Source organism: Streptomyces sp. NPDC018019 (assembly GCF_044327805.1).
Taxonomy (GTDB): domain Bacteria; phylum Actinomycetota; class Actinomycetes; order Streptomycetales; family Streptomycetaceae; genus Streptomyces.
Map to the genome: position 1 here is coordinate 16,497 of NZ_JBIRGD010000049.1, position 23,168 is coordinate 39,664.

19 protein-coding genes are annotated in these 23,168 nt (G+C 73.2%); 9 read left to right on the plus strand and 10 right to left on the minus strand.

From position 1 onward, the window contains the following. Positions 1–17 precede the first annotated feature (17 nt). Positions 18–1,235: an amino acid deaminase/aldolase gene (locus ACH4FX_RS41150; RefSeq protein WP_398486836.1), complete on the plus strand. Its 1,218-nt coding sequence runs from the start codon at positions 18–20 to the stop codon at positions 1,233–1,235. 23 nt (positions 1,236–1,258) lie between these two features. Here the strand turns inward: ACH4FX_RS41150 and ACH4FX_RS41155 are convergent, their stop codons facing one another. The 4 genes from ACH4FX_RS41155 to ACH4FX_RS41170 form a co-directional block, all read right to left on the minus strand. Further along, positions 1,259–2,560 carry a haloacid dehalogenase-like hydrolase gene (locus ACH4FX_RS41155; RefSeq protein ID WP_398486838.1) on the minus strand — a complete coding sequence of 434 codons (1,302 nt, stop codon included), beginning with the start codon at positions 2,558–2,560 and terminating at the stop codon, positions 1,259–1,261. A gap of 129 nt (positions 2,561–2,689) precedes the next feature. After that, positions 2,690–3,502: a 3-oxoacyl-ACP reductase gene (locus tag ACH4FX_RS41160; RefSeq protein ID WP_398486840.1), complete on the minus strand. Its 813-nt coding sequence runs from the start codon at positions 3,500–3,502 to the stop codon at positions 2,690–2,692. Then, complete coding sequence (locus ACH4FX_RS41165; RefSeq protein WP_398486842.1) at positions 3,499–4,869, minus strand: aldehyde dehydrogenase family protein; 1,371 nt, start codon at positions 4,867–4,869, stop codon at positions 3,499–3,501. The genes ACH4FX_RS41160 and ACH4FX_RS41165 overlap by 4 nt, the downstream gene beginning before the upstream one ends. A gap of 13 nt (positions 4,870–4,882) precedes the next feature. Then, complete coding sequence (locus tag ACH4FX_RS41170; protein WP_398486844.1) at positions 4,883–6,250, minus strand: glutamine synthetase family protein; 1,368 nt, start codon at positions 6,248–6,250, stop codon at positions 4,883–4,885. Positions 6,251–6,323: 73 nt separating this feature from the next. On the opposite strand from ACH4FX_RS41170, the gene ACH4FX_RS41175 reads away from it, so the two are divergent. The 4 genes from ACH4FX_RS41175 (at position 6,324) to ACH4FX_RS41190 (ending at position 10,159) form a co-directional block, all read left to right on the plus strand. Continuing rightward, the gene (locus ACH4FX_RS41175; RefSeq protein WP_398486846.1) at positions 6,324–7,091 is read left to right on the plus strand and encodes a FadR/GntR family transcriptional regulator; all 768 of its coding nucleotides are present in this window, start codon (positions 6,324–6,326) and stop codon (positions 7,089–7,091) included. Positions 7,092–7,204: 113 nt separating this feature from the next. After that, the gene (gene eat, locus ACH4FX_RS41180) at positions 7,205–8,692 is read left to right on the plus strand and encodes an ethanolamine permease (protein WP_398486848.1); all 1,488 of its coding nucleotides are present in this window, start codon (positions 7,205–7,207) and stop codon (positions 8,690–8,692) included. 39 nt (positions 8,693–8,731) lie between these two features. Continuing rightward, entirely contained in the window at positions 8,732–9,427 is a 696-nt protein-coding gene (locus ACH4FX_RS41185; protein WP_398486850.1) for a gamma-glutamyl-gamma-aminobutyrate hydrolase family protein, read from the plus strand. A 195-nt stretch (positions 9,428–9,622) separates the two neighbouring features. Continuing rightward, entirely contained in the window at positions 9,623–10,159 is a 537-nt protein-coding gene (locus ACH4FX_RS41190) for a hypothetical protein (protein WP_398486852.1), read from the plus strand. 16 nt (positions 10,160–10,175) lie between these two features. Here the strand turns inward: ACH4FX_RS41190 and ACH4FX_RS41195 are convergent, their stop codons facing one another. Beyond that, the gene (locus ACH4FX_RS41195) at positions 10,176–11,123 is read right to left on the minus strand and encodes a LysR family transcriptional regulator (RefSeq protein ID WP_398486868.1); all 948 of its coding nucleotides are present in this window, start codon (positions 11,121–11,123) and stop codon (positions 10,176–10,178) included. A gap of 94 nt (positions 11,124–11,217) precedes the next feature. On the opposite strand from ACH4FX_RS41195, the gene ACH4FX_RS41200 reads away from it, so the two are divergent. Further along, a complete protein-coding gene (locus tag ACH4FX_RS41200) occupies positions 11,218–12,507 on the plus strand; it encodes a TDT family transporter (RefSeq protein ID WP_398486854.1) in 1,290 nt (429 codons plus the stop codon). On the opposite strand, the gene ACH4FX_RS41205 is transcribed toward ACH4FX_RS41200, so the two are convergent. The 4 genes from ACH4FX_RS41205 to ACH4FX_RS41220 all read right to left on the minus strand — a co-directional run bounded on the left by ACH4FX_RS41205 (position 12,464) and on the right by ACH4FX_RS41220 (position 17,817). Beyond that, positions 12,464–13,222, minus strand: coding sequence for a helical backbone metal receptor (locus ACH4FX_RS41205; protein ID WP_398486856.1), 759 nt, complete (start codon positions 13,220–13,222; stop codon positions 12,464–12,466). The two genes, ACH4FX_RS41200 and ACH4FX_RS41205, sit on opposite strands and share 44 nt — an antisense overlap. Before the next feature lie 240 nt (positions 13,223–13,462). Then, a complete protein-coding gene (locus tag ACH4FX_RS41210; protein ID WP_398486858.1) occupies positions 13,463–13,774 on the minus strand; it encodes a hypothetical protein in 312 nt (103 codons plus the stop codon). A 235-nt stretch (positions 13,775–14,009) separates the two neighbouring features. Then, a complete protein-coding gene (locus ACH4FX_RS41215; protein ID WP_398486859.1) occupies positions 14,010–16,607 on the minus strand; it encodes an ABC transporter permease/substrate binding protein in 2,598 nt (865 codons plus the stop codon). Further along, positions 16,600–17,817 (minus strand): glycine betaine/L-proline ABC transporter ATP-binding protein, encoded by a 1,218-nt coding sequence (locus ACH4FX_RS41220; protein WP_398486861.1) that lies wholly within the window; start codon positions 17,815–17,817, stop codon positions 16,600–16,602. Before ACH4FX_RS41220 ends, ACH4FX_RS41215 begins: the two co-directional genes overlap by 8 nt. 256 nt (positions 17,818–18,073) lie before the next feature. On the opposite strand from ACH4FX_RS41220, the gene ACH4FX_RS41225 reads away from it, so the two are divergent. Both ACH4FX_RS41225 and ACH4FX_RS41230 read left to right on the plus strand, forming a co-directional pair. After that, complete coding sequence (locus ACH4FX_RS41225; protein WP_398486870.1) at positions 18,074–19,006, plus strand: 5'-3' exonuclease H3TH domain-containing protein; 933 nt, start codon at positions 18,074–18,076, stop codon at positions 19,004–19,006. Positions 19,007–19,046: 40 nt separating this feature from the next. Then, positions 19,047–19,904, plus strand: a complete 858-nt coding sequence (locus ACH4FX_RS41230) for a siderophore-interacting protein (protein ID WP_398486862.1) — start codon at positions 19,047–19,049, stop codon at positions 19,902–19,904. Between the two features lie 687 nt (positions 19,905–20,591). Here ACH4FX_RS41230 and ACH4FX_RS41235 read toward each other — a convergent pair. Beyond that, entirely contained in the window at positions 20,592–22,109 is a 1,518-nt protein-coding gene (locus ACH4FX_RS41235) for a PLP-dependent aminotransferase family protein (RefSeq protein WP_398486864.1), read from the minus strand. On the opposite strand from ACH4FX_RS41235, the gene ACH4FX_RS41240 reads away from it, so the two are divergent. Beyond that, positions 22,108–23,058: a methyltransferase domain-containing protein gene (locus ACH4FX_RS41240; RefSeq protein WP_398486866.1), complete on the plus strand. Its 951-nt coding sequence runs from the start codon at positions 22,108–22,110 to the stop codon at positions 23,056–23,058. The two genes, ACH4FX_RS41235 and ACH4FX_RS41240, sit on opposite strands and share 2 nt — an antisense overlap. The last annotated feature ends 110 nt before the right edge of the window (positions 23,059–23,168 follow it).

Sequence of the window (23,168 nt, forward strand, 5' to 3'; positions counted from 1 at the left end):
TCTGGCAGGCTGCGGCCATGTCCCCGTACACGTGCGACACGGTTGCCGACCGGGCCCGTTACGACCGGGCCACCGCGCATCTCGACGCCCCGCTGGCCGTCGTGGACCTGGATGCCTTCGACGCGAACGCCGCGGATCTGGTGCGGCGGGCGCAGGGCAAGCCGCTGCGGGTGGCGAGCAAGTCGGTGCGCTGCCGGGCCCTGCTGGAACGGGCGCTGGCCCGGGACGGTTTCGCGGGCGTGATGAGCTACACCCTGGCCGAGTCGCTGTGGCTGGCCCGGTCCGGGATCGAGGACGTGCTGCTGGCGTATCCGTCGGCGGACCGGGCGGGGTTCGCGGAGCTGGCCGCCGATCCGAAGCTGGCGGCGGCGGTGACCGTGATGGTCGACGACGTGGCGCAGCTGGACCTGATCGAGGCCGCCCGCCCGGCGGGGGGCCGCGAGGAGATCCGGGTGTGCCTGGAGTGGGACACCGCCTACCGGACGCTGGGCGGCCGGGTGCGGATCGGCGCGCGCCGGTCGCCGATGGTCCGGCCGGAGCAGGTGGCGGCGCTGGCCCGTGCGGTGACGCGCCGTCCGGGATTCCGGGTGGTCGGCCTGATGGCGTACGAGGGGCACGTGGCGGGGGTGGGCGACGCGGTCGCGGGGCACCCGCTGCGCTCCCGTGCCGTACGGGCCGTGCAGGCGGCGGCGCGCCGGGACCTGGCGCGGCGGCGGTGGGAGGTGGTGCGCGCGGTGCGGGAGGCGGCGCCGGACCTGGAGTTCGTCAACGGCGGCGGCACGGGCAGCGTGCAGCACACGGCGGCGGAGGCCGCGGTGACCGAGGTGGCGGCGGGTTCGGGGCTGTATGTGCCCCGGTTGTTCGACAACTACCGGTCCTTCTCGGGCCGCCCGGCGGCGTTGTTCGCGCAGCCGGTGGTGCGACGGCCCGGGGACGGTGTCGTGACCGTACTGGGCGGTGGTTACCCGGCTTCCGGGGTCGCGGGCCGGGACCGTTCGCCGGTGCCGTATCTGCCGGAGGGGCTGCGCTACGACCCGCAGGAGGAGGCGGGCGAGGTGCAGACGCCGCTGCTGGGGCCGGCCGCGGACGGGCTGGGGCTCGGCGACAAGGTGTGGTTCCGGCACGCCAAGGCCGGTGAGCTGTGCGAGCGGTTCGCGGCGCTGCACCTGATCGAGGGTGACCGGGTGGTGACGACGGTTCCGACGTACCGCGGGGAGGGCCGCACCTTCCTGTAGGGCCGCCCTCCCCGCGTGCCGGGTCAGGCGTGGATACGGTCCCGCTGGTCGGGGACGACCGTGCCGTCGGGGCGGCGGACCGGACCGGGGCCGCCGTCGGTGTTGGTGTAGCCCGTGGTGGCGCAAGGGTACGTGCCGGGCTTCTGGGGCAGCGGCTCGATGAACATCGGGTTGACCACCCAGCGGCCGTCGGCGTTGTCGTAGCCGCGGCACATCAGTTCCGGCTGGTTGCGGTTGATGGCCAGGTGCACGCCGGTCGCGTCGTTGACGAAGGTGACGTCGGTGTTGGCGTCGCCGCCGCCGAGCGCGATGCGGTGCGCGGGGTCCTGGAACCGCCACGCCTCGGCGCCCTTGATCTTGAAGATCTCCTGGTTGATCAGGCAGCGCTTGCCGTCCATGTACGGCAGCACCTCGCCGTGCCCGTCCTTGACGTCGCCGCAGCCGCGGATGCCGGTGGTGAACCGGCCGTTCTTCATCAGGCTGCGGACGCCGATGGTGTGCGCGCGGTCGACGCCGACGCCGCCGGACCACGCCTCGGCGATGGTCTCCGAGGACGCGGAGACGATGTAGACCCGGAAGCCGGCCGCCTTGAGCGTGCGGATCAGGTCCTTCTGCTGGTCGTAGTAGCGGATGTAGCCGGCCAGCTGGTGGGTGCCGACGGTCTGCTTCGCGCCGATCGGCGCGGCGAGGTTCTCCGCGCGGGCCTGCTTGGCGTACGAGGTGACCTGGGCCGGGGTCAGCCCGGCGAACAGCTGCGGGATCCAGGCGTACTCGGGCTTGGTGCGGCGGTGGTTCCACTCGCCCGCGAAGGCGGCCTTGCCGTCCATGGTGCGGGCCTTGCCGCGGATCTCCATGATCTCGTCGGCGCAGGCGGCGTTCTTCGAGGTGCGCAGCGGGCGGCCGACGGGTACGGAGGTGCCGCACGCCTTGGTCAGGGCGCGGTCGGCGGCGGTGGTCATCCAGGGGCTGGTGGCCTTCCAGCTCCTGGGCCGCAGGATCTTGTCGTGCCGGAGGGACCAGGCGAGAGTGGCGTCGGAGATGTCGTTCTTGACGACGGTGTTGTCCCAGTCGAAGGCGGCGACGGGGCGGCCCTCGGGGCCCGGCTTCGGGTGGGAGCAGCTGCCGCGCTCGTCGATCATGCGCTGGATCTTCGCGCGGTTGTCGCCGTACCACTTGATCTTCGTGGAGAGCTGCGGACAGCTCGTACGCTCCGGGGTCTTCGCGGGGTGCGCGGGGGTCGCGGCGACGGCGGGACCGGTGCCCGCCAGGGCCGAGACGGTCGCGGCGGCGGCGAGTCCCAGGGCGAGGGCGTGTCTGGTGCGCATGGTTCTCCGGTGGTAGGGGCGGAACATCGGCGGTGACGTTCCTGCGGACAAAAGGACACCGGGGCCGGCGCGCCGGGGCACCGGTCCCGGTGGTGATCTTCGGACTGTATCCGCGAAAAAGGCTGCGGCCTACACGGGTGTGACGTACGCCCCTGCGATCCCGCCGTCCACCAGGAACTCGGCGGCGTTCACGAAGGACGAGTCGTCGCTGGCCAGGAAGGCGACCGCGGCGGCGATCTCCTCCGGCTCGGCGAACCGGCCGACCGGGACGTGCACCAGGCGGCGCGCGGCGCGCTCCGGATCCTTCGCGAAGAGCTCCTTCAGCAGCGGCGTGTTCACCGGCCCCGGGCACAGCGCGTTCACCCGGATGCCCTCCCGGGCGAACTGCACCCCCAGCTCGCGGGACATCGACAGCACGCCGCCCTTGGAGGCGGTGTAGCTGATCTGCGAGGTGGCGGCGCCCATCACGGCCACGAAGGAGGCGGTGTTGATGATGGAGCCCCTGCCCTGACGCTGCATGTAGGGCAGCGCGTGCTTGCAGCACAGGTAGACGGAGGTGAGGTTGACCTCCTGGACGCGCTTCCAGGCGTCCAGCCCGGTGGTGAGGATCGAGTCGTCGTCGGCGGGCGAGATGCCGGCGTTGTTGAACGCCACGTCCACCGAGCCGTACGTGTCGTACGCGGCCTTGAACAGCGCCTCGACCTGGTCGGAGTCGGTCACGTCCACCTGGACGAAGGTGCCGCCGACCTCCTCGGCGGCGGCCTTGCCGGCCTTCTCGTCGATGTCGGCGCAGACCACGTCGGCGCCCTCGGAGGCCAGCCGGCGGGCGGTGGCCAGGCCGATGCCGCTGCCGGCGCCGGTGATGACGGCGGTGCGGCCGACGAGGCGGCGGCACACGGGGGACTCGCCGGCGCCGGTGGCCGCGGGGGTCTGGTCGGTCACTGCTGCTCCTCGGTGCTGATGAAGATGTTCTTGGTCTCGGTGAAGGCGGCGAGCGCGCCGGGGCCCAGTTCCCGGCCGAGGCCGGACTGCTTGTAGCCGCCGAACGGGGTCCAGTAGCGGACGCTGCTGTGGGAGTTGACGGAGAGGTTCCCGGCCGCGACCGCGCCGGACACCCGCAGGGCGCGGCCCACGTCGCGGGTCCAGATGGAGCCGGACAGGCCGTAGTCGGTGGCGTTGGCGAGGCGGACCGCGTCGGCCTCGTCCTCGAAGGGGATCGCGACGGCGACCGGCCCGAAGATCTCCTCGACGGCGGTGCGGTCGTCCGGCCTGCCCTCCAGGACGGTGGCCGGGTACCAGAAGCCCTTGCCCTGGGGCACCTCGCCGCGAATGGCGGCCGGGGCGTCCTCGGGGACGTAGGACCGTACCCGCTCACGCTGGGCGGCGGAGATCAGCGGCCCCATCTGCGTCGCCGGGTCGGTGGGGTCGCCCGCGACGAAGGACTTCACGGCGGGCTCCAGCAGCTCCATGAAGCGGTCGTAGACCGAGCGCTGGATCAGGATGCGGCTGCGGGCGCAGCAGTCCTGGCCGGTGTTGTCCAGGAAGGAGCCGGGCGCGGCGGCCGCGGCCCGCTCGATGTCGGCGTCGGCGAAGACGATGTTGGGGCTCTTGCCGCCCAGTTCGAGGGTGAGCCGCTTGGTCTGTGCGGCGCACTTGGCGGCGATGTGCCGGCCGGTGGCGGTGGAGCCGGTGAAGACGACCTTGGCGACGCCGGGGTGCTCGACCAGGGCGTTGCCGGTCACCGCGCCCTCGCCCGGCAGCACCTGGAACAGGCCCTCGGGCACGCCCGCCTCCAGTGCGTACCCGGCGAGCCGGAGCGCGGTGAGCGGGGTGGTCTCGGCGGGTTTGAGGAGGACGGCGTTGCCGGCCGCGAGCGCGGGGGCGGTGCCCCAGGCGGCGATCGGCATCGGGAAGTTCCACGGCGCGATGACGGCGACGACGCCCAGCGGCTCCTGGACGGTGATGTTCAGCCCGCCGGCGACCGGGATCTGCGAGCCGGTCAGCCGCTCCACTCCCCCGGCGGCGTAGTGCAGCAGATCGACGACGTTGTTCGCCTCCCACTCGGCGTTGCCCAGCGGGTGCCCGGCCTCCGCCAGTTCGAGCCGGGCCAGCGTCGGGACGTTCTCCCGTACGGCCTCGGCGAACCGCCGCAGCACACGGGCCCGGTCGCCGGGCGGCAGCGCGGCCCACTTCTCCTGCGCCGCGGCGGCCCGCCGGACCGCGGCGTCCACCTCGGCGGGGGTGGTGACCGGGACGACGGCTTCCAGTTCCTCGGTCGCCGGGTTGATGATGCGCAGCTCTTGCAACACGTCGCAGCTTTCCTTACATGCGCTCGAAGGAGCGGAAGCGCTCCCAGTCCGTGACGGCGGCGTCGTACGCGTCCTGCTCGACGCGGGCCATGTGCAGGTAGTGCTCGACGACCTCGTCGCCGAACGCCTCGCGGGCGATGGGGCTGGCCTCCCACAGGGCGGCGGCCTCGCGCAGCGTGGCGGGCACGTGCTCGGATTCGCCGGTGTAGGCATTGCCCGTACACGCGTCGGGGAGTTCCAGCTCGTGCTCCATGCCGTACAGCCCGGCCGCGACCATGGCGGCGACCGCGAGGTACGGGTTGACGTCGCCGCCGGGCAGCCGGTTCTCCAGGCGGTGGCCGGGGCCGTGGCCAATGACGCGCAGCGCGCAGGTGCGGTTGTCCGGGCCCCAGGCGACGGCGGTGGGGGCGAAGGAGCCGGGCCGGAAGCGCTTGTAGGAGTTGATGTTGGGGGCGTAGAAGAGCGTGAAGTCGCGCAGCGCGGCGAGCTGCCCGGCCAGGAAGTGCCGCATGACCTGCGACATGCCGTACGGCCCGGAGTCGTCGGCCAGGACGGGCTGTCCGGCCTCGTCGCGCAGCGAGAGGTGGATGTGGCAGGAGTTGCCCTCGCGCTCGTTGTACTTGGCCATGAAGGTGAGCGCCATGCCCTCCTGGGCGGCGATCTCTTTGGCGCCGGTCTTGTAGACGGAGTGCTGGTCGCAGGTGGTCAGCGCCTCGTCGTAGCGGAAGGCGATCTCGTGCTGGCCGAGGTTGCACTCGCCCTTGGCGGACTCCACGGTCATCCCGGCGGCGCCCATCTCGTTGCGGATGCGGCGCAGCAGCGGCTCGACGCGTCCGGTGCCGAGGACGGAGTAGTCGGTGTTGTACTGGTTGGCGGGGGTCAGGTCCCGGTAGCCGCGGTTCCAGGCGTCCTCGTAGGTGTCCCGGAAGACGATGAACTCCAGCTCCGTGCCCGCGTACGCGCTCCAGCCGCGCTCGGCGAGCCGGTCGAGCTGGCGGCGCAGGATCTGCCGCGGGGAGGCGGCGACCGGCGAGCCGTCGTGCCAGGCGAGGTCGGCGGTGAGCAGCGCGGTGCCGGGGTTCCAGGGGGTGCGGCGCAGGGTGGCGGCGTCGCCGTGCATGGCGAAGTCGCCGTAGCCGCGCTCCCAGGAGGACATCGCGTAGCCCTGGACGGTGTTGACGTCCACGTCCACGGCCAGGAGATAGTTGCAGCCCTCGGTCCCGTGCTCCAGCACCTCGTCGAGGAAGTGCCGGGCGGCGAACCGCTTGCCGGTGAGCCTGCCCTGCATGTCGGTGAAGGCCAGGACGACAGTGTCGATCTCCCCGGCGTCGACGAGCCGTCTCAGCTCGTCGACGGAGAGCGGGGGCGTGCGGTCTGCCACGGTGGGGCCTCCTGTCGCTGCGTCCGGAGGTCATAAGGTAGGGCCGCGAACCATTGGTTGGGAAGGGGTTCCGGTGGACGGTACGAGGAACGGCGCGGCAGGCGGCCGGGGGAAACGCCCGGCGGACCGGCTGGCGCCCGTACTGCGTCCGGTGCGGGCGGGCAACGGCTTCGAGGAGGCGCTGGAGCAGATACTCCAGATCGTCCGGCTGGGCCTGGTGACCGGCGGCGAACGGCTGCCCGCCGAGCGCGAGTTGGCGGAGCGGCTGCACATCAGCCGGGTGACGCTGCGCGAGGTGCTCAAGGTCCTCCAGGACGAGGGCCTGGTGGAGAGCCGGCGCGGCCGTTACGGCGGCACGTTCGTGCGACCGCACCGGCAGAGCGCGGACGAGGACGAACTGCGGCGCCGCATCGAGAAGGTGGACGTCGAGGACACGCTGCGGTTCCGGGAGGTGCTGGAGGTGGGCGCCGCGGGGCTGTGCGCCGCGCACGGCCTGGACGACGCGCAGGCACGGCGCCTGCGGGACGCGCTGGCGGCGACCCACGACGCGCCGCTGGCGGACTACCGGCGGCGGGACACGCTGCTGCACCTGACGCTGGCCGAGCTGGCCGGTTCGCCGTCGCTGGCGGCGCAGTACGCCGCGGTGCGGGCGGGCGTGAACGAGCTGCTGGACTGCATCCCGCTGCTGGTGCGCAACCTGGAGCACTCGCAGGCGCAGCACACCGCCCTGGTCGAAGCGGTCCTGGAGGGGGACGCGGACGGCGCGCGCGAGGTGATGCGCGAGCACTGCGCGGGCACGGCGGCACTGCTGCGGGGGTTCTTGACGGGCCCGCCGTCGTAACCAGTCTTTTACGCAGGGGGCTTGCGCTCGGCCGCACCGCAGGACAAAGGTATGCGGCTAAACCTTTACTCCACGTCCCCCTCATTCACCCCCCGGCGAGGCAGGAGCGGCTCATGGCCGACAGCACGGAACCCCGTACCGCACCGCCCTCCACCCCTGCGGACGGCTCGCCGGTGGCCGGACCGGCCGCGCCGCCGGACGCCTACCTGCAAAAACGGTCCCTGCGGCGGGGCAGCGCGGGGCCGCTCCTGCTCACCGGCCTGGGCGTCGCGTACGTCGTCTCCGGTGACTTCTCCGGCTGGAACAACGGCCTGGCGCAGGGCGGTTTCGGCGGTCTGGCCATCGCCGCCGTCCTGATGGGCGTGATGTACACCTGCCTGGTCTTCGCCCTGGCCGAACTGGCCTCGGTCCTGCCGACGGCGGGCGGCGGCTACGGCTTCGCCCGGCGCGCGCTGGGCACCTGGGGCGGCTTCCTGACCGGCACGGCCATCCTCATCGAGTACGTGCTCGCGCCCGCCGCGATCTCCCTGTTCATCGGCGACTACGTGGAATCCCTCGGCCTGTTCGGGCTGACCTCCAGCTGGCCCGTCTACCTGGCCTGCTTCGTCGTCTTCATCGGCATCCACCTGTGGGGCGTGGGCGAGGCGCTGCGCTTCAGCCTGGCCGTCACCGCCGTCGCGGTCGCCGCGGTCGTCGTCTTCGCGTGCGGCGCGCTCAGCGACTTCCACGTCGGCGCCCTGGACGACATCCCGGTCGACCCGGGCGCCTTCGGTGCCACCTCCTGGCTGCCGTTCGGCGTCCTCGGCATCTGGGCCGCGTTCCCGTTCGGCATGTGGTTCTTCCTGGGCGTCGAGGGCGTTCCGCTGGCCGCCGAGGAGACCAGGGACCCGGCCCGTACGCTGCCGAAGGCGATGGCCGCCGCGATGGGCATCCTGCTGCTGCTCGCGCTGGTCACCTTCGTGGCCGCGACCGGGGCCCGGGGCTCCGCCGCCATCCAGTCGGTGGGCGACCCGCTGGTCCAGGCGCTACAGCCGCGCGGCGAGCCGACCACCGTCTCGCGCATCGTCAACTACGCGGGCCTGGCGGGCCTGGTGGCCTCCTTCTTCTCCCTGATCTTCGCCGGGTCCCGGCAGCTGTTCGCGCTCTCCCGGGCCGGCTACCTGCCCCGCTTCCTGTCCCTCACCAGCCGCCGCAAGGCCCCGTACCTGGCGCTGCTGGTGCCCGGCGCGCTGGGCTTCGCGCTGGCCGCCGCGACCGGCGACGGCGCCCGCATGCTCAACATCGCCGTCTTCGGCGCCACCATCTCGTACGCCCTGATGTCGCTGTCGCACATCGTGCTGCGCCGCCGCGAGCCGCGGCTGCCCCGCCCGTACCGCACCCCCGGCGGCGTCCTGACCTCGGCCACCGCCTTCGTCCTGGCCTGCGCCGCGCTGGCGGCGACCTTCCTCGTCGACGAACAGGCCGCCTTCATCGCCCTCGGCGTCTACGGCGTCGCCCTCGCGTACTTCGCGCTCTACTCCCGGCACCGGCTGGTCGCGGCGGCCCCGGAGGAGGAGTTCGCGGCGCTCGCGGCGGCCGAGGCCGAGCTGGAGCGCGACTGACCGCCCACCTGCCGGAGCAGCACCACCAACGGAGGACCCGTGCCCACGCCCACCCCCCTCATCGGGGTCACCACCTACCTCGCCGACGACGCCCGCTGGGGCGTCTGGGCCCTGCCCGCCGCGCTGCTCCCGGCCGGCTACCACCGCCTCGTCCAGCGCTCCGGCGGCCTCGCCGCCCTGCTGCCGCCCGGCGACCCCGGCACCGCGGCGGCGGCCGTCGCCCGGCTGGACGGCCTGGTGATCGCGGGCGGCCCGGACGTCGAGCCGGTACGGTACGGGGCCGCGCCCGACCCGCGCACCGGCCCTCCGGCCCGGGACCGGGACACCTGGGAACTGGCGCTGATCGACGCCGCCCTGGAGGCACGCGTACCGCTGCTCGGCATCTGCCGGGGCATGCAGCTGCTGAACGTGGCCCTGGGCGGCACCCTCGTCCAGCACCTCGACGGGCACGCGGGCCCCGCCGGAGTCTTCGACCGCCACGAGGTCAAGCCGGAACCGGGCACCCTGCTCGGCTCGGTCCTGCCCTCGGCGGTGTCCGTACCGACCTACCACCACCAGGCCGTGGACCGGCTCGGACGCGGCCTGCGTCCCTCGGCCCACGCGGCGGACGGCACGGTCGAGGCCCTGGAACTGCCCGGCGCGGGCCACTTCGTGCTGTCCGTGCAGTGGCATCCGGAGGCCGGGGACGACACCCGCGTGATGGACGCCCTGGTGTCCGCGGCGCGCGGGGGCTGACGGCCCGCGGAACCGGCGCTCCTGTATGCCGCGTGTTCGCGGTGGCAAACCCACCCGATTCGGCGATGCACACCCGCGACCCGGGCTGGCTACGCTCGGTGCACCGGCGCTGAGCTGCGACAACGCCCTGTGGAACGCGCCTTCGCAGCGATGCCCGGCCGCTCTGCTGTTGTGCCGACGGAAGCGAGTTGTGCCATGCCGATCCGACACCGCCTCAAGTCCGCCGCAGCCGTGGGACTGTCCGCCGCCCTGGCCCTCGGGTTCCTGGTACGGCAGGGACCCGCCGCGGTGGCCGCCGACGGACAGTGCGGCGGCAGCGCACGCGACTTCACCGATCCGCCCCAGCCCGGCGCCGACGCGGCCTTCGAGCTGTCCAAGCCGTACACCCAGGACGGCACGAAAGTGCGGACCGTGCGGTTCAACGCGGACAACTCCGTCACCGTCGAGCCGACGGACTCCGCGGCGCAGGCGGACGGAGCGTGGTTCTTCGAGCCGCCCAACGGCGGCAACCCCGCCAAGAGAGGCGTGGTCACCTTCGTGACGCGGGTGACCACGACCGACGGCGCGCGCTACCGGACCGTCTTCACCGTCCCGGTCCCGGTCTGCAACCCCCGGAACCGCCAGCGGCCCACCAATGTCTTCCAGATCAGAGGCGACCGCACGGTCACCTACACCGCCGCCGACGGCAGGACGGCCACCGGCGCGGACGCCGCCTACCAGGCCGACCGATGAGCCCGGCGTGCGCGGGTCACGGCACGGCCCGGGTCAGCCCCAGCAGATCGCGGGCGGGACCGGTGGGCCGGTGCCCGGCGGGCCAGACGGCGCGCAGCTCCCGGCCGAAGCGCGTGCCGTGCACGGGCACCTCGACCAGCCGCCGCGCCGCCAGTTCCTCCCCCACGGCCAGCTCGCTCAGCACCGACGGGCCCGCACCGCTCACCGCCGCCGCCTTGACCGCCGTGGTGGAGGCCAGCTCCAGCAGCGGGGCCGCCAGGCCGCCGTGCCCGGCCAGCGCCGCGTCCAGGACCTGGCGGGTGCCGGAGCCGTGCTCGCGCAGGATCAGCGGGGTGGCCGCCAGTTCGGCCACCGTCAGATCCGTACGGCGCCGGGTCCACGGGTGGGCGGGGGCGGCGACCACCACCAGCCGGTCGTGGCCGATGACCGCGCCGTCCAGCCCGGCGGGCACCTCCAGCCCCTCCACGAAGCCCAGGTCGGCCTCGCCCGCGAGAAGCCGTTCGGCGACCGCGGCGGAGTTGCCGGCCAGCAACGAGACCGCGGTGTCCGGGCGCTGGGCACGCAGCGCGATGAGCCAGCCGGGCAGCAGGTATTCGGCGATGGTCATGCTGGCGGCCACCCGCAGCCGCGAGTCCCGCCGCCCCCGCAGCGCCTGCGCGCCCGCGTCGAACGCCTCGGCGGCCTCCACGACCCGCCGCGCCCAGTCCGTGACCAGCGCCCCCGCGTCCGTCAGGCGCGAGCCGCGCGGCGAGCGCTCGACGAGGGCCACGCCGAGCTGCCGTTCCATCGAGCGGATCCGGCTGCTGGCGGCCGGCTGGCTGATGCCCCGCTCGCGGGCGGCCCGCCCGAGGCTGCCCAGCCGCGCGACGGCGAGCAGCAGTTCCAGCGCGCCGAGGTCCGGTACGCGGTGGGCGAGCGGGGCCACCCGCCCCGTCGCGGGACGTTCTCCGTTCTCACCGGTCATCGCCCCGCCCTTCACACCCGTCATAACCCCACCTTATGTCCTCATAGACACAAGCTCCCTGGCGGGAGGCGGGGCGGCGGACGACGCTGGAAGCATGGCATTCCCGACGCAGTCCTCCACCCGCACCGGCCCCCGCCCCCTCGCCCGCTTCCCCGGCGTGCCCCCGGCCCTGCGTCACCTCGGCCCCAACTGGTACGCCGCCGTCATGGGCACCGCCATCGTCGCCACGGCCGGCGCCGCCCTCCGGCCGCACCTCCCGGTCCCGCGCGGCGCGTACGTGGCGGTCTGGGCGCTCTCCGCCGCTCTGCTGCTGGTCCTGCTGGCCGCCCGTACCGCCCACTGGATCCACCACGCCGACCAGGCGCGGCGCCACCTGCTCGACCCGGCGGTGGCGCCGTTCTACGGCTGTCTGGCGATGGCGCTGCTGGCGGTCGGCGGCGGGACGCTGGCCGTCGGCCCCGACGTGCTCGGCGAGCGGGCCGCGGTCGCGGTGGACGCCGTGCTGTGGTGCGCCGGTACGGCGACCGGGCTCGCGGCGGCAGCGGCCGTCCCGTACCTGATGGTGACCCGGCACCGGATCGAGGCCGGTACCGCCTCCCCGGTGTGGCTCCTGCCGCTGGTCGCGCCGATGGTCTCGGCGGCGCTCGGCCCCGGCCTGGTGCCGCACCTGCCGGCCGGGCAGTGGCAGGAGGCGATGCTGCTCGCCTGTTACGCGCTGTTCGGCATGTCGCTGCTGGCCACGCTGCTGGTGCTGCCGCTGGTTCTGGCCCGGCTGATCCACCACGGCCCGCTGCCGCTCGCGCTGACCCCGACGCTCTTCCTCGTCCTGGGGCCGCTGGGGCAGTCCACGACCGCGGTCGGCAACCTCGCCGACGCCGCGCCCGGCGCGGTGGGCGCCGGGTACGCGCGGGCGATGAGCGGCTTCGCGCTCCTGTACGGCGTGCCCGTCACGGGCTTCGCGCTGCTGTGGCTGGCGCTGGCGACGGCGCTGGTCGTGCGGGCCGCCCGTGCCGGGATGACGTTCTCGATGACCTGGTGGGCGTTCACCTTCCCGGTCGGCACGTGTGTCACGGGCGCGGCCGGTCTGGCCCGGCACACCGGCCTGACGGCCTTCACCTGGCTCGCGGTGGGGCTGTTCGCTGTGCTGGTGGCGGCCTGGCTGGTGGCGGGGGTGCGTACCGCGCTGGGGCTGGCGCGCGGTCAGCTGCTCGTACCGCCGCCGGGGAAGGCGGGGGCGGCGGCTCCGGCGGCCCATGCGGAGACGGCGGCGGCTCCGGCCCCGCTGGTTCCCGCCGGGCCGGAGACCCTTGCGGAGACAGCCGGCGCCCCGGCCCCGCTCCTCACCGCGGCTCCGGCCGGCGAGCCGCGTCCAGCGCAGCCCTGAGCACCGCCGGCGCCTCGGCCAGCGACGGCCCGTACCAGGTCAGGTGCCGCCCGCTCACCAGCGCGGCGGGCAGCCCCGGGAACGCCTCGGGGCCGTCGTCCGCCGTGAAGCGGTACGGCTCGTCCGGGAGGACCACCAGGTCGGCGCCGCGCCCGTTCAGCTCGTCGACCGGGATGCGCGGGTACCGCTCGGCGTGGTCCGCGTACAGATTCCTGATTCCCAGCCGGGCGAGCAGGTCACCGGCGAACGTGTCCCGGCCCAGCACCATCCACGGCCGCCGCCAGACCGGCACCACCGCGCCGCGCAGGTCCGCCGCCGCGGCCCGGACGTCCCGCCAGGCGTCCGCCGCGTCGTCCAGCCAGCCGGGCCGCGGCAGCCCGCAGCCGCGCACCAGCACCCGGTCCAGTTCGCGCAGTGCCTGGTCCAGGTCGCGGACCTCGGTGACCAGCACGTCCAGCCCGGCCGCCCGGAGCGCGCCGAGGTCCGGCGCGCGGTTCTCCTCCTCGTTGGCCAGCACGAGGTCGGGCGCGAGGGCGGCGATCCGGGCGGTGTCCGGGTTCTTGGTGCCGCCGACGCGGGCCACGCGCAGACCGGCGGGGTGGCTGCACCAGTCGGTGGCGCCGATGAGCAGGTCGGGCGCGGTGGCGGCCACGGCCTCGGTGAGCGAGGGCACGAGGGAGACCACCCGAGGGGGGCTGCGGTGACCGGTCGTCATCACCCCACCGTACGCGGGCGGGGCCCCGCCCGGACCCCATCCGCACAGCCGCCGGGACGCGCTCCCGCCGCCCGGTTCACCGCCGGGCGAAATCGTTCGGACGATGTCGGAACGCCGGTGGTCCAGCGGCGGGAGGACTCTCCGAGGCGGCCCCGGAGCCGCTCTTCGATACCACTCGTGCCGAGCACGAGCATACGGGGCACCCGTACCGTCCGTCCGTCCGTCCGTCCGTCCGTCTGGCTAGACTTCCCCGCCCGTCAAAGTGCCGATGACGTCGACCCCGCCCATCTCGTGCAAGCCGGTGGGCAGCCCCAACGTCCCGCATTGGTTGGCCGGGCTGCCGACGGGCAGAGCAGCACTCAGGGCAGCAGCGGCGCCGCTGCCCTGCCTCGTAGCACCGTCAGCGCGAGGGCCGCCGTGGTTGGCGCAGGTGTTGCCGACGGCAGCGTTGCCGAAGCCGATGATCGATGTGGCGCTCGCGGGTTGCGCGCCGGCGAGGGCACTGACGACGGCGGCAAGCAATGTCGCGCCAGTGACATGGAGACGCTTCATACCGCTTCCAACGCGAACGAATCAGAGCAGACACGCGCTCAGCCACGTCCGGAGCCACCCCACGACGCGAGGTCATCCTGCCCCCTGCGCAGCGTGACGCGAATCAGAGCTGACCCATGCAGAGTCGACCCGTAACGGACAGCATCCGTTCACGGCCGTACGGCCGCCGGGACGCACGAAGGCCCCGCCCGCGGCGTACAGCCGGGGACGGGGCCCGCGTAACGGGGTCAGCGCCTCACTTCACCGGCGCCATCCTGTCCACGATGCCCGGGTGGTCGGCGATCCACTTCTCGACGCCGTCGTTCTCGTGGCCCTTGCCGGCGTCCTGGATGTCCTTCTCCAGGCTGCCCAGCTCGTCCGGCGTCATCTTCCAGTTCTTCAGCCAGCCGTCGAACTCCGGGAACTTCTCCGGGAAGCTCTTGTGGCCGAGCGTCTTGATCTGGTTGTTGTCGCCCCAGGTGTGCTTCGGGTCGGCGAGCTTGGTCAGGTCGTACTTGCTGTACGCCCAGTGCGGCGACCAGAGCACGACCGCGATCGGCTCCTTCTTGGCGTAGGCGCGGTCCAGTTCGGCCAGCATGGAGCTGGTGCCGGCCTCGGTGACCTGGAAGTCCTCCAGGCCGTACGCGGGCGCGACGGTGTCCTTCAGGCGCTTCATCTCACCGGTGCCCGGCTCGATGCCGATGATCTTGCCCTGGAACTCGTCCCGGTGCTCGCGCAGGTCGTCCAGCGTCTTGACGTCCTTGACGTAGGACGGCACCGCGATCTCCAGCGACGTCTTGTCGTACCAGGCGCCGACGTCGACGAGGTCGTTCTTGTACTGGTCCCAGTACTGCTTCTGCGCGACCGGCAGCCAGGCGTCGAACTCGACGTCGATCTGCCCGCTGGACAGGCCGGTCCACATCGGGCCGACGTCCAGGTTGCGGATGTTCGGCTTGTAGCCGCGCTTCTCCAGGACGTTCTTCCACAGGTACGTGGTGGCGATGCCCTCGTCCCACGCCGGGTAGCCGATGTTCGGCGCCGCGCCGGCGTCCTTGCCCTTGGCGTACGTGGCGTTCGCCGACGGGGCGAGCTTGTCGACCAGGCCCGGGTTCTTCTTCAGCCAGGTGCGCACGCCGTCCTGCTCGTGCCCCTCGCCCGCGCTCTTGACGTCGTTCTCCAGGCTGGTGAGCTGCTTCTCGTCCAGGTGGAAGTTCTTCATCCACTTGGCGACCTCGGGCTCGTCCTTCGTGAAGCCCTTGCGGCCGAGCAGGTGCAGGCTGTCACCGGAGCCGAAGGAGCCCTTGGGGTCCTGGAGCTTGGTCAGGTCGTACCTGTCGTACGCCCAGTGCGGCGACCACAGCGTGACGGCGATCGGCTTCTTCGCCGCGTAGGCGCGGTCCAGTTCGGTGAGCATGGACGCGGTGCTGGACTCGGCGACCTTGTACTCGTCCTGAAGGCCGTAGTCCTGGAGGACCTTGTCCTTGAGGATCTTCATCTCGCCGGCGCCCGGCTCGATCCCGGTGATCTTGCCGCCGAACTCCCCCGCCCGGCCCTTGAGGTCGTCCAGGGTCTTGACGTCCTTCATGTACGACGGGACCGCGATCTCCAGCGAGGTCTTGTCGTACCAGGCACCGAGGTCTTCCAGCTTGTCCTTGTACTTCTTGTAGTACTCGGCGTGCGTGGTGGGCAGCCAGGCGTTGGTCTGCACGTCGATGTCGCCGCGCGCCTGCCCGGTGAACAGCGCGCCGGCCTCCAGCGCCTGCGCCTTCGGCTTGAAGCCGCGCTGTTCGAGGATCTCCTTCCACAGGTACGTGGTGGCCTTGCCCTCGTCCCAGTTGACGTACCCGAGCGTGATCGGCCGGCCGCCGCCGTCGGTCTTCGCGCCGTCCTTGCCGAAGACGTTCAGACCGCCCGCGACCAGCGCGAGCACCACCACACCGGCCATCGCGACGGACGTGGCGGGCTTCCAGTACAGGAACTTCATGCCGCCCAGCGCGGCCTGCGCCTTGGCCAGCGCGCGGCGGCCCAGCGGCGAGACCCGCTGGTTGAGGGCGCCGGTCATCCGGTCCAGGTACATGGCGAGGATGACGACGGCGAGACCGGCCTCGAAGCCGAGGGCCACGTTCACCGAGCTGACCGCGTTGTAGACCGAGGAGCCCAGGCCCTCGGCGCCGACCATGCCGGCGATGACGACCATGGACAGCGCCAGCATGATCACCTGGTTGATGCCGGCCATGATGGTGGGCAGCGCCAGCGGCAGCTGCACACGGAAGAGGGTGCGGCGCGGGTGGGTGCCGAACGCCTCGGCCGCCTCCACCAGTTCGCCGTCGACCTGGCGGATTCCCAGCTCGGTCATGCGGACCGCGGGCGGCATGGAGAAGATGATGGTCGCCACCATGCCGGGCATCACGCCGATGCCGAAGAAGAGGATGCCCGGGATCAGGTAGACCATCGCGGGCATCGTCTGCATCAGGTCCAGAACCGGGCGCAGGACGCCGCCGACGGCGCGGTTGCGGGCCGCCCAGATGCCGAGCGGGACCGCCACGACGACGGTGATGATGCAGGCGACGAGCACCAGCGCCAGGGACTGCATGGTGGCGTCCCACTGCTGGATCGAGTCGATCAGCGCGAAGCCCGCGAAGGTGAGGACCGCGGCCGGCAGGCCGCGCAGCCACCAGGCGAGCACCGCGAAGATGCCCATCAGCAGCAACGGGTGCGGAGCGGTCAGGACCGCCTCGATGCCGTTGTACATGTCCGTCAGGACGTGGGAGACGAAGTCGAAGAGCCACGTGAGGTGGTGGCGCAGCCATTCGACACCGGTGTTGGCCCAGGAGCCGACGTCGATCCTAGGCACCGGCGGTCACCTTGCCCTTGGGCTTGCCGCCCGCTTCGTCCTCCGGATCGCTGTCGCCGGCGGCGTCCGGCTCCGCACCGGCGGGCCCGGTGGCCGCTTCCGCCGGAGCCGGCGTACCGGCCGTCTTCGCCGGGGCGTCCTGCTGCCCGCCGTCGCCGAGCACGGCCAGCAGCCGCTGCACCGGCACCACGCCGACCAGTTCGCCGTCCGTGCCGGTCACGGCGACCGGTACGGACCCGGCCGAGCACGGGCCGAACAGCTCCGCGACCGGGGTGTCCCGGTGGACCGTGGCGGGCGTGGCGGCGAGCAGGTCGGCGGCGGTACGTATCTCCGTACCGTCGTCCGCCGTGCTGCCCAGCGCCTGGTCCGCGTCGACCATGACGGCACCCGCGGTGAGCACGCGGGAGCGGTCGACGTCCTGGATGAAGGAGGCGACGTAGTCGTTGGCCGGGGTCAGGAGGATGTCCTCGGCGCTGCCGATCTGCACGATCCGGCCGTCGCGCATGACGGCGATCCGGTCGCCGAGGCGCATCGCCTCGTTCAGGTCGTGGGTGATGAAGACGATGGTCTTCTTCAGCGTCTTCTGGAGCTCCAGGAGCTGGTCCTGCATGTCACGGCGGATCAGCGGGTCCAGCGCGCTGAACGACTCGTCCATCAGCAGCAGGTCGGCGTCGGTGGCCAGCGCGCGGGCCAGGCCCACACGCTGCTGCATGCCGCCGGACAGCTCGTCGGGCCAGGACTTCTCCCAGCCCTTGAGGCCCGCGAGGTGCAGTGCCTCGGTGGCGCGCTTCTCGCGCTCGGCACGCGGTACGCCCTGGACCTCCAGCCCGTACGCGGCGTTCTCCAGCACACTGCGGTGCGGGAAGAGCGCGAAGTGCTGGAACACCATCGAGATCTTCTCGGAGCGGACCTTGCGCAGTTCCCTGGCGCTGAGCGAGGTCAGGTCCTGGCCGTCGAACCGCACGCTCCCGGCGGTCGGCTCCAGCAGCCCGTTGAGGGTCCGCAGCAGCGTGGACTTGCCGGATCCGGACAGACCCATGACGACGAAGATCTGGCCCTCGTCCACGGAGAAGGACGCGTCGATCACCGCGGCGGTCGTCCCGTCGGCCCGCAGCTCTTCGCGGCTCACTCCTTCTTCGAGCCGTCGTACCGCGTCCTCGGGTCGTCTCCCGAACACCTTGTACACGTGTTCGGCTTGCAGCCTGGCCACATACACCTCTCGAATTAGCTGAGGACGACCCGCCTCCCCCGCTGGACAGGTCGTGGTGCGGCACGGGTCGGGCCCGCCTTAACCGGTGGAAATGTTGAAAATCCACCGGCTCCGCTCCGGCCGCGCGCCTGCCCCGATTCCTAAATGACAAACGCGTAAGTGAGCCAGTTCACATCACCCGCCCGGCCCGCCTCCGTGGCACCGGCCGTGCACGTCACCGGGGGTGCGGCATCATCAGGGTGTGACTCGACGCCTGATGCTCCTCGACACCGCCTCGCTCTATTTCCGGGCCTATTTCGGCGTTCCGGAATCGGTCCGGGCCCCGGACGGCACCCCCGTCAACGCGGTGCGCGGCCTGCTGGACTTCATCGCCCGGCTCGTCCAGGACCACCAGCCGGACGATCTGGTCGCCTGCATGGACTTCGACTGGCGCCCCCAGTGGCGGGTCGATCTCATCCCCTCGTACAAGGCGCACCGGGTCGCCGAGGAGGCGCCCGCGTCCGGCGCCTCCTCCGCCGGGCCCGACCCGGAGGAGATCCCGGACACGCTGTCCCCGCAGGTCCCGGCGATCGAGGAGGTGCTCGACGCGATCGGCATCGCCCGGATCGGCGCCACGGGGTACGAGGCGGACGATGTCATCGGCACCCTCACGGCCCGCGCCGGCGGGCCGGTGGACATCGTCACCGGCGACCGGGACCTGTTCCAGCTGGCCGACGACCGGCGCGGCGTCCGCATTCTGTATCCGCTCAAGGGCGTCGGCACCCTCCAGACGACCGACGAGGCGCTGCTGCGCGAGAAGTACGGCGTGGACGGGCGCGGCTACGCGGACCTGGCACTGCTGCGCGGCGACCCCAGCGACGGCCTGCCGGGCGTGCCGGGGATCGGCGAGAAGACCGCCGCCAAGCTGCTGGCGGCCTACGGCGACCTGGCCGGGATCATGGCTGCGGTGGACGACCCGGCGTCCAAGCTCACCCCCTCGCAGCGCAAGCGGCTGACCGAGGCCCGCCCGTACGTGGCGGTGGCGCCGAAGGTCGTACGGGTCGCCACCGATGTGCCGGTGCCGGAGTTCGACGCCGCGCTGCCGGACGAGCCGGCCGATCCGGAACGGCTGGAAGCACTTGCCGAGCGGTGGGGGCTGGGCGGCTCCTTGCAGCGGCTCCTCGCGACGCTGCACCCGACGAACTGTTAGGTTAGGTATACCTAACAAAACCGTGGCAGGGGAGATCGTCGTGGCAGCAGAGCGTCCGGCCCGCAAGAAGCCCAAGCTCACTCACGCGCAGGTACTGCGCACCGAACAGCTGACACCGCACATGGTGCGGGTGGTGCTGGGCGGCGCGGGCCTGGCGGAGTTCTCGGCGGGCGAGTACACCGACCATTACATCAAGCTGGTCTTCCCGCTCCCCGACGTGGCCTACCCGCAGCCGCTGGACATCGCGGAGATTCGCGCCGCCTTCCCGCGCCACCAGTGGCCCCGGACCCGCACGTACACGGTGCGCAGCTGGGACCCGGACGCGCGGGAGCTGGCGGTCGACTTCGTGGTGCACGGCGACTCCGGCCTCGCCGGCCCGTGGGCGGTGCAGGCCCGCCCGGGTGACGAGGTGCTCTTCCTCGGCCCCGGCGGCGCGTACGCCCCCGGCTCCGAGGCCGACTGGCACCTGCTCGCCGGCGATGAGAGCGCCCTGCCGGCCATCGCCGCCTCCCTGGCCCGGATGCCGGAGGACGTACCCGTACGGGCGTTCATCGAGGTCGCGGGCCCCGAGGAGGAGCAGAAGCTGGAAGCCCCGGCGGGCGCCGAGATCACCTGGCTGCACCGCGGCGACGCGCCGGTCGGCGAGCGCCTGGTCGAGGCCGTCCGTGCGCTGGACTTCCCGGAGGGCCGGCCGCAGGCGTTCGTGCACGGCGAGGCGGGCTTCGTGAAGGAGCTGCGCAAGCTGCTGCGCGTCGAGCGCGGGATTCCGCGCGAGGACCTGTCCATCTCCGGCTACTGGCGCCGCGGCCACGACGAGGACGGCTGGCAGGCGTCCAAGCAGCTGTGGAACCAGCAGGTCGAGGCCGAGCAGGAAAACACCGCCCCTGCCGCCTCCTGACCCGTCCCGGCTCTTCCCCGTACCCTCCCTGCCGGGGGGCGCCCGCCGTCACCGGGCGCCCCGGCGCAGGGTCGGGATTCGGACGCGGGCGCCGCGGGTACGCGAACTGCGCGTACGTGAACTGCGCTCCCCTGGCTGGACATTGCGGCCCGGCAGTGTCCGCGGGGTCCGGCGCGGTTGGCGGCGCGGTCCTACGGCGCGCCCTACGCCGTGTCGTACGGGCCGGTGCGACACGCCGTCACCGCGCACATGACCGGGCGCCCGAGACCCCGCGCGTACCGCGCCGCTCCCCCGGCGCTCCGGCCCCGCGCCCAAGCGGCCGGGACCGCCCGGATGACGGCACGGCGGCGCGTCTCCTCGCCAGGCGGTGGCCTGCGGTCCCTACGGCCTCCGATTACAAGGCTGGACGGGCTTGGCGGACATAGCTGCACGGCCGCCATGGAGACGCGGCGGATGCGCGCCGATGGCCCGGCCGGCGCCGTCCTCCGGCGCGTCGGCACCCGCATCCGGAAAGGTGCCGGACAGGCGGATGCGCCCGTCAGCACGGCGCCGCCCCGGGGGATACGAGTCAACGGGCACGCGCGGCGTGTCGGACGGGCGCGCACGCGCCGCGCGACACGCCGCGCGACACCGGTGCGCCGCCTCCACCGCACGGAATCGGCATGCCGACCGCCCCGGCAGTCCGCACTACGCCAGCACGCTCCCGATGACCGCCACTCCTTCCTCGATCTCGGTCGCCGTGCTGGCCGCGTAACCCAGCACGAGCCCCGGGCGGCCGGGGCTCTGGCAGTGCCACGACAGCGGGTGGGCCTTGACGCCGCGGGCGAGCGCGGCAGCCGCCAGGTCCGTATCGGCGAAGCCCGCGTCGAAGGTGACCGTCAGGTGCAGGCCGGCCGCGGCGCCCTGGACGGCGGCGCCCGGCAGGTGCGTGTCGATCGCCCGGATCATCGCGTCGCGACGCGCCCGGTGGCGCCGGCGCAGCTGCCGCAGCCGGCGCTCCAGCTCGCCCGTCTCCATCAGGTCGGCGAGCACCAGCTGCGGCAACGCGGCACTGCCCAGGTCGGTGTACCGCTTGGCGTCCACCAGCGCTCCGTGCAGCTCCGGTGGTGCCAGGACCCACCCGGTCCGCAGCGTCGGCGCCAGCAGTTTCGACACGCTTCCGGCATAGCAGACGTGCTCGGGCAGCATCGCCCGCAGGGCGGGCACCGGCGGCCGGTCGTAGCGGTGCTCGGCGTCGTAGTCGTCCTCGACGATCAGGCCGCCGGTGCCGGCGGCCCAGCGCATCAGCTCGCGGCGCCGCCCGCCGCCGAGTACCACCCCGGTCGGGAACTGATGCGCCGGTGTCACCACGACCGCGGGCGCGCCGCAGTCCCGCAGCTCCCCGACGCGGATGCCGTCCGCGTCGACCGGGACCGGTGGCGTCCGCATCCCCCAGTGCCGGAGGTGCTGGCGGGTGCCGAGCGACCCGGGGTCCTCCACCGCCATCGCGGAAACGCCCCGGTCGCACAGGACTTGGGCGAGCAGACCGAGCGTCTGCGCGGTGCCGTTGACGATCAGCACCTCGTCCGGGCCGGCCGTGATGCCCCGGTTGCGGGCCAGCCACTTGGCGACGGCGTGCCGCAACTCCGGTGTGCCGCGCGGGTCCCCGTACCCGAAGCAGGCGGCGGCGAGCGTGCCGAGCACCCGGCGCTCCGCGCGCAGCCACGCCGTACGGGGGAAGGAGGCCAGGTCGGGCGTGCCGGGGCTGAGATCGATCCGGGCCGGTGCCGCCCGTACCACGTCGAAGACGTCGGCGCCGGGCTCGGCGGTGAACACCGCGCCGGGCGGCGGCGCCGCGGCCGGACGCACACGGGCGGGGGCGGGAGTCGGGGCCATGACGGGCGCGGCGACGACGACCGTACCGCCGCGGCCCCGGCCCGCCGCGTGCCCGTCCTCGATCAGCCGCTGGTACGCCTCGGTGACCACGCCCCGGGAGACCCGGAGTTCCTCGGCCAGCGTGCGGGTGGCGGGCAGCCGGTCGCCGACCGCGAGACGGCCGTCGGAGATCGCCAGCCGCAGCCGCTGCGCCAGCCAGTCGGACAGACCGCCCGCGGGCGCGTCGGCCGCGTTGAGCTGGAGGAAGTCGGACCCGGACGGTATGGACCGGTCGGACGGAACATCTTTGGACCTGGGCACCGGACCATTGTGGAGCCAGAGTGACGGCATGAGAACGGCAGCGACAGCGACGGACGAACCCACCGGCGGCGCACGCGAGGACGGCAGCACAGGCGAGGACGACGGCACATACAAGGAGGGCGACGCACGCGAGAACGGCGGCGCCCACCAGCCCCTCCCGCCCCACGACTCCGGTTACGTGCACGGCTATTCGGACCACGAGGCCCGCCGCCTCGCCGACCAGGCGGAGACCCTGGCGGCACTCCTGCACGCGGGTACGGCGTACCCGGCGGGCAGCCGGGTCCTGGAGGCCGGCTGCGGGGTCGGCGCCCAGACGGTGCACCTGGCCGCGTCCAGCCCGGGAGCGCACATCACCGCGATCGATGTCTCCGCCGAGTCACTGGCCCGGGCCCGCGCCCGCCTCGCCGCCCGGCCGCACGCGGCGACGGTGCACTGGCAGCAGGCCGATCTGACCGACCTGCCGTACCCCGACGCCTCCTTCGATCACCTCTTCGTCTGCTTCGTCCTGGAGCACCTGTCCGACCCCGCGCAGGCACTGGCGGACTTGCGGCGCGTCCTGCGCCCGGGCGGCAGCATCACCGTGATCGAAGGGGACCACGGGTCGGTGTTCTTCCACCCGGACAGCGCCCACGCCCGCGCGGCGATCGGCCACCAGATCCGGTTGCAGGCCGCGGCCGGCGGCAACGCGCTGCTCGGCAGGGAGGTGCAGCCGCTGCTGACCGCCGCCGGGTACACGGACGTCACCGTCCGGCCGCGTACGGTCTACGCCGACGCGACCCGGCCCGGGCTGGTCGACGGGTTCATCCGCAGCACGTTCATCGCGATGATCGCGGCCGTACGGGACGACGCCCTGGCCGCCGGGCTGACGACCGAGGCCGACTGGGACCGGGGCATCCGCGATCTGCGCCGTACGGCGGACGACGGCGGCACATTCCACTACACGTTCGTCAAGGCGACCGCCGTCAATCCGGCGCCCTGACGACCGCGGCGGGGGGGGGGGCCCCCCCCCCCCCCGCGGGGGGGGGGCCGGGGGGGGGGGGGGGGGGGGGGGGCGCGGGGGGGCCCCCCCCCCCGCGCCCCCCCCCCCGC

Excerpts from the sequence above, each read along its gene's own strand:
- ACH4FX_RS41150 (WP_398486836.1), top strand. The coding sequence starts at position 18 with ATGTCCCCGTACACGTGCGACACGGTTGCCGACCGGGCCCGTTACGAC.
- ACH4FX_RS41155 (WP_398486838.1), bottom strand. The coding sequence starts at position 2,560 with ATGCGCACCAGACACGCCCTCGCCCTGGGACTCGCCGCCGCCGCGACC.
- eat (WP_398486848.1), top strand. The coding sequence starts at position 7,205 with ATGGCCGACAGCACGGAACCCCGTACCGCACCGCCCTCCACCCCTGCG.
- ACH4FX_RS41190 (WP_398486852.1), top strand. The coding sequence starts at position 9,623 with ATGCCGATCCGACACCGCCTCAAGTCCGCCGCAGCCGTGGGACTGTCC.
- ACH4FX_RS41195 (WP_398486868.1), bottom strand. The coding sequence starts at position 11,123 with ATGACCGGTGAGAACGGAGAACGTCCCGCGACGGGGCGGGTGGCCCCG.
- ACH4FX_RS41200 (WP_398486854.1), top strand. The coding sequence starts at position 11,218 with ATGGCATTCCCGACGCAGTCCTCCACCCGCACCGGCCCCCGCCCCCTC.
- ACH4FX_RS41205 (WP_398486856.1), bottom strand. The coding sequence starts at position 13,222 with ATGACGACCGGTCACCGCAGCCCCCCTCGGGTGGTCTCCCTCGTGCCC.
- ACH4FX_RS41210 (WP_398486858.1), bottom strand. The coding sequence starts at position 13,774 with ATGAAGCGTCTCCATGTCACTGGCGCGACATTGCTTGCCGCCGTCGTC.
- ACH4FX_RS41225 (WP_398486870.1), top strand. The coding sequence starts at position 18,074 with ATGCTCCTCGACACCGCCTCGCTCTATTTCCGGGCCTATTTCGGCGTT.
- ACH4FX_RS41240 (WP_398486866.1), top strand. The coding sequence starts at position 22,108 with ATGAGAACGGCAGCGACAGCGACGGACGAACCCACCGGCGGCGCACGC.
- ACH4FX_RS41235 (WP_398486864.1), bottom strand. The coding sequence starts at position 22,109 with ATGCCGTCACTCTGGCTCCACAATGGTCCGGTGCCCAGGTCCAAAGAT.